Here is a 3,950-nt window from a genome sequence, read left to right as displayed (position 1 = left end):
GGAGTGGGGGGACACGCTGCGGGAGGTGTTCGGGGAGTACCGGGCACCGACGGGGGTCGGCGAGGCCACCGTCGCCGGTGGTGGCGGGGCCGCCCTCGACGAGCTGCGGGCCCGGGTGGCGCGCACGGGGTCCGAGCTGGGCCGTCCGGTGAAGATGCTGGTCGGTAAGCCCGGTCTCGACGGGCATTCCAACGGCGCCGAGCAGATCGCGCTGCGGGCCCGTGACGCCGGTTTCGAGGTTGTCTACCAGGGGATCCGGCTGACGCCGGCGCAGATCGTGGCCGGGGCCGTCGAGGAGGACGTGCACGTCGTCGGGCTGTCGGTGCTCTCCGGTTCCCATCTCGACCTGGTGCCCCAGGTGCTGACGGGGCTGGGGGCGGCCGGGGCGGGTGAGATCCCCGTCATCGTGGGCGGCATCATCCCCGCGGCGGACGCGGACGAGCTCGCCCGACTCGGGGTGGCCGCGGTGTTCACGCCCAAGGACTATGAGCTCACCGCCATCATCCGGGGCATCCTCGACGTCGTACGGGCCGCCAACAAGCTCGATCAGTGAGCTCGATCAGTGAGTTCGATCACCGAGCTCGATTGGTGAGCTCGATCAGTGAGGTGGCCGTGACGGTTGGGGATGGTACCCGGGTGGGCTCGTCGATCGAGTCGGTGACCGAACTCGTCACCGCCGCCGTCGCGGGCAACCGCCGTGCGGTGGCGAGGCTCATCTCCATGGTCGAGGACGGTTCGCCGTACCTGCAGCGAACCGAGCAGCTGCTGATGCCTCGCACCGGGGGCGCGCAGGTGATCGGCCTCACCGGGGCGCCGGGGGTCGGCAAGTCCACCTCCACCTCCGCGCTGGTGGGCGCCTATCGGGCGGCGGGCCGGCGGGTCGGCGTGCTGGCCGTCGACCCCTCGTCCCCGTTCACCGGCGGCGCGCTGCTCGGCGACCGGATCCGGATGGTCGAGCACGCCACCGATCCGGGCGTCTTCATCCGCTCGCTGGCGACGCGCGGAAGTCTCGGCGGCCTGTCGACCGCCACGCCCCAGGCCCTGCGGGTTCTCGACGCCGTCGGGTTCGACGTCGTCCTGATCGAGACCGTCGGGGTGGGACAGGCCGAGGTGGACATCGCCGCCCTGGCGGACACCACGCTCGTCCTGGTCGCCCCAGGGATGGGGGACGGCGTCCAGGCCGCCAAGGCGGGCGTTCTGGAGATCGCCGACGTGCTGGTGGTCAACAAGGCCGACCGGCCGGGTGCGGACCGGACGGTCAACGAGCTCACCGCCATGCTCCGGATGGGCGGTGCCGGCCGCGGGGAGGACGACCGGCGTCCGCAGGTCGTGCGGACGGTCGCCGCCACCGGGCAGGGGGTGGCCGAGCTCGTCGAATCGATCGAGGCCCATCGGGACTGGCTGCTGCGCACGGGGCAGCTGCAGCGCCGACGGCGTCGGCGCGCGGTCGACGAGATCTCGCGGATCGCCTTCGCCCGGCTGCGGGAGCGGATCGGGGACCTGCGGCCCGGAGCCGCGATCGACCAGCTCGCCGACGAGGTCGTCGCCGGCGGACTCGACCCCCACACCGCGGCCGATCGTCTCCTCGACGAGGCACTCGCCGCTCAGGCCGCCGTTGGCCTGGCCGCCGGTCACACCGGTGCGGTGAAACCGACCAGGTAACCGCGGTCGTGGCAGCAGCGGCAGGGGTCGATCACCAGCACGGTCCGGACCTGACCGGCCCGGAAGCCCGCCACATGAGACACCGTGCGGCATCGACCATGGCAGGTTGGGCAAATGGTGTTCGGCTTGGCGTCCACGTGACGGTACCTTCCCGGGATGACGGGACATAACCTCGGGGCACCCCCGTACCTCGGGGCACGCGGTGTCGGGCGAGTTCACGTTCTCGGGTCGAAGGCCGAGACGGCGGCCAGCTGCTCGAACAGCGCGCGTTCCCGGGCGGTCAGGGCCGGCGGCACCGCCACGCGCACCTCGGCGTGCAGGTCGCCGGGCGGGCCGGTGGGGTTGGGTAGGCCGGCGCCGCGTAGGCGCAGCCGCCGGCCGCTGGACGATCCTGCCGGGACGCGCACCTTGATCTCGCCGCCGGGGGTGGTGACCGGGACCCGGGCGCCCAGGGCGGCCTCCCAGGGGGTGACCGGCAGCGGGACGTTGATGTCTCGTCCGGACAGCCGGTAATACGGATGCGGCGCGATCTTCACGTGTAGGTAGAGGTCGCCGGGCTGGCCGTGCCTGCTGCCGCGGCCGCCTTGGCCGGCCAGCCGGATGCGCTGGCCTTCGACCACCCCCCGCGGGATGGTGACCTGGTAGCTGCGTGGGCTCCCGCCGGGGCCGGCGAGGGTGATCTGACGCCGCCCGCCCCGGTAGGCCTCCTCGACGGTCAGCTCGAGCTCGGCTTCCTGGTCGGCGCCGGGGATCGGCCCGGTCGCGCCGTGGGCCCCGAACAGATCATCGAACAGGTCACCGAAGATGCTCCCGCCGAGGCCCGCGCCACCGAGGCCGGCGCGTCCGAAACCCCTCTCGGCGAAGTCTGCGAAGTCGGTGCCATCGGCGAAGTCGGCGCCGCCGAAGCTCGGTTCGGCCTGGACCCGGCCGGTGCGGCTCCAGCCCCGGCGGGCCTGGCCGAAGCCCGGCCCGGCGGTCACCCGTTCGTCGTAGTCCTCGGGGATGCGCCGGAAGTCCGCGCCGAACCGGTCGTAGCGCGCCCGCGTCTTCGGGTCGGACAGCACGCGGTACGCCTCACCGATCTCCTTGAACCGCTCCTCCGCCTCCGGGCCGCGGTTGACGTCGGGGTGGTAACGGCGGGCGAGGCGGCGGTAGGCCTGCTGGATCTCCTCGGCGCTCGCGCCCCGGCCGACACCGAGAAGCTGGTAGTAGTCCTGGGCCACGGCCGGTCACTCCGCGGGCCCGCCGGCGCCGCCCGGGTCCGGGCCGATCTCGCCTGGTTGCCGGGCGCCGCCGGGCGGTTCGCTGGGTTTGCTGGATGGTTCGCCCGGTGGTTCGCCGGGCGGTTCGCCCGGAGGGCGGCTGACGGCGACTCCGGCGGGGCGTAGCTGCCGTCCGGTGTCGCCGTAGCCGGGGCGGATCACGGCCACCACCGTGCCGGCTGGGACGTTCGGTTCCTCGACGGCGGCCAGCGCCTCGTGCCGGGTCGGATCGAACGGCACCCCGACCTCGTCGTGGCGCGGGTAGCCGAGCCGGGCCAGCACGTCCACGGCCTGGTCCCGGACCGTCCGGACACCCGCCACGAGCGAGGTGGGGTCGGCGTCGGCGTGGGTGAGCGTGAGGTCGAGATGGTCGAGGACCGGCAGCCAGGCGGCCGCCGCGTGGGCCCGTTCGGCCGCCCGATCCCGCTCCAGCTCCCGGAGGGTCCGTTTACGCAGGTTGTCCAGGTCGGCGGCGGCCCGCCGCCACCGGTCGGTCAGCTTGTCCACCTGCGTGGCGAGCGCCACACTGTCCAGGACAGTCTCGGTCGGGAGATCGTCCGCGCCGACGGGGCCGGCGCGGGCGGTGGCCTCTCCGCTACTCCGGTCCACGGTCTGGTCGGTGGTCTGGTCGGCGCCGTGGCCGGTCCGGTCTGGGCGCTGTTCGCGCGGCATGTCGTTCGCCATCATGGGTCGGTCTCGGTTGGCATGGTTCGGTCTCGGTTGGCATGGGTCGGTCTCGGTTGGCATGGGTCGGTCTCGGTTGGCATGGGTCAGCCCCGGTCGAACTCGGCTTCTACCACGTCGTCGCCGCCGGGGGTGCCGCCGCCAGGTGGTGGCTGTGGGCCGCCCGGGGCGGTGTCGGTCGGGCTGCCGCCGGTTCCCTCGGTGGGGGCGGCCTGGCCGGTTCGGGCGGCGGCCAGGCCGTGGTAGATCTGTTGGAGATCCGAGGTCAGTGATCATGCCGGCTTGCGCCGGCACCCTGTCCTGATGAGGATGTTGGTGCCGTCCGGTCCGACGTCGTCCCTC

General features: G+C 73.4%; 5 protein-coding genes. 3 read left to right on the top strand and 2 right to left on the bottom strand.

The genetic code is table 11. The features are described from left to right. Together AC08OX_RS15635 and meaB are read left to right on the top strand one after the other, a co-directional pair. Window positions 1–553, top strand: a 553-nt coding sequence (locus AC08OX_RS15635) for a cobalamin B12-binding domain-containing protein (RefSeq protein WP_476608486.1), incomplete at its 5' end; no start/stop codon positions are given. Between the two features lie 59 nt (window positions 554–612). Further along, on the top strand, window positions 613–1,662 hold the full coding sequence (gene meaB / locus AC08OX_RS15630) for a methylmalonyl Co-A mutase-associated GTPase MeaB (protein WP_232235153.1): 1,050 nt from the start codon (window positions 613–615) through the stop codon (window positions 1,660–1,662). 215 nt (window positions 1,663–1,877) lie between these two features. Here the strand turns inward: meaB and AC08OX_RS15625 are convergent, their stop codons facing one another. Beyond that, window positions 1,878–2,885 carry a DnaJ C-terminal domain-containing protein gene (locus AC08OX_RS15625; protein ID WP_476608485.1) on the bottom strand — a complete coding sequence of 336 codons (1,008 nt, stop codon included), beginning with the start codon at window positions 2,883–2,885 and terminating at the stop codon, window positions 1,878–1,880. Between the two features lie 6 nt (window positions 2,886–2,891). After that, a complete protein-coding gene (locus AC08OX_RS15620; protein WP_476608484.1) occupies window positions 2,892–3,596 on the bottom strand; it encodes a nucleotide exchange factor GrpE in 705 nt (234 codons plus the stop codon). A gap of 68 nt (window positions 3,597–3,664) precedes the next feature. On the opposite strand from AC08OX_RS15620, the gene AC08OX_RS15615 reads away from it, so the two are divergent. After that, window positions 3,665–3,880, top strand: coding sequence for a hypothetical protein (locus AC08OX_RS15615; protein WP_476608483.1), 216 nt, complete (start codon window positions 3,665–3,667; stop codon window positions 3,878–3,880). The last annotated feature ends 70 nt before the right edge of the window (window positions 3,881–3,950 follow it).

The sequence above is a fragment of the Frankia sp. CoBUL1 genome, from assembly GCF_978021245.1.
The sequence above is the reverse complement of the archived record's forward strand: the minus strand, read 5'-3'. Positions and strand labels throughout refer to the sequence as shown.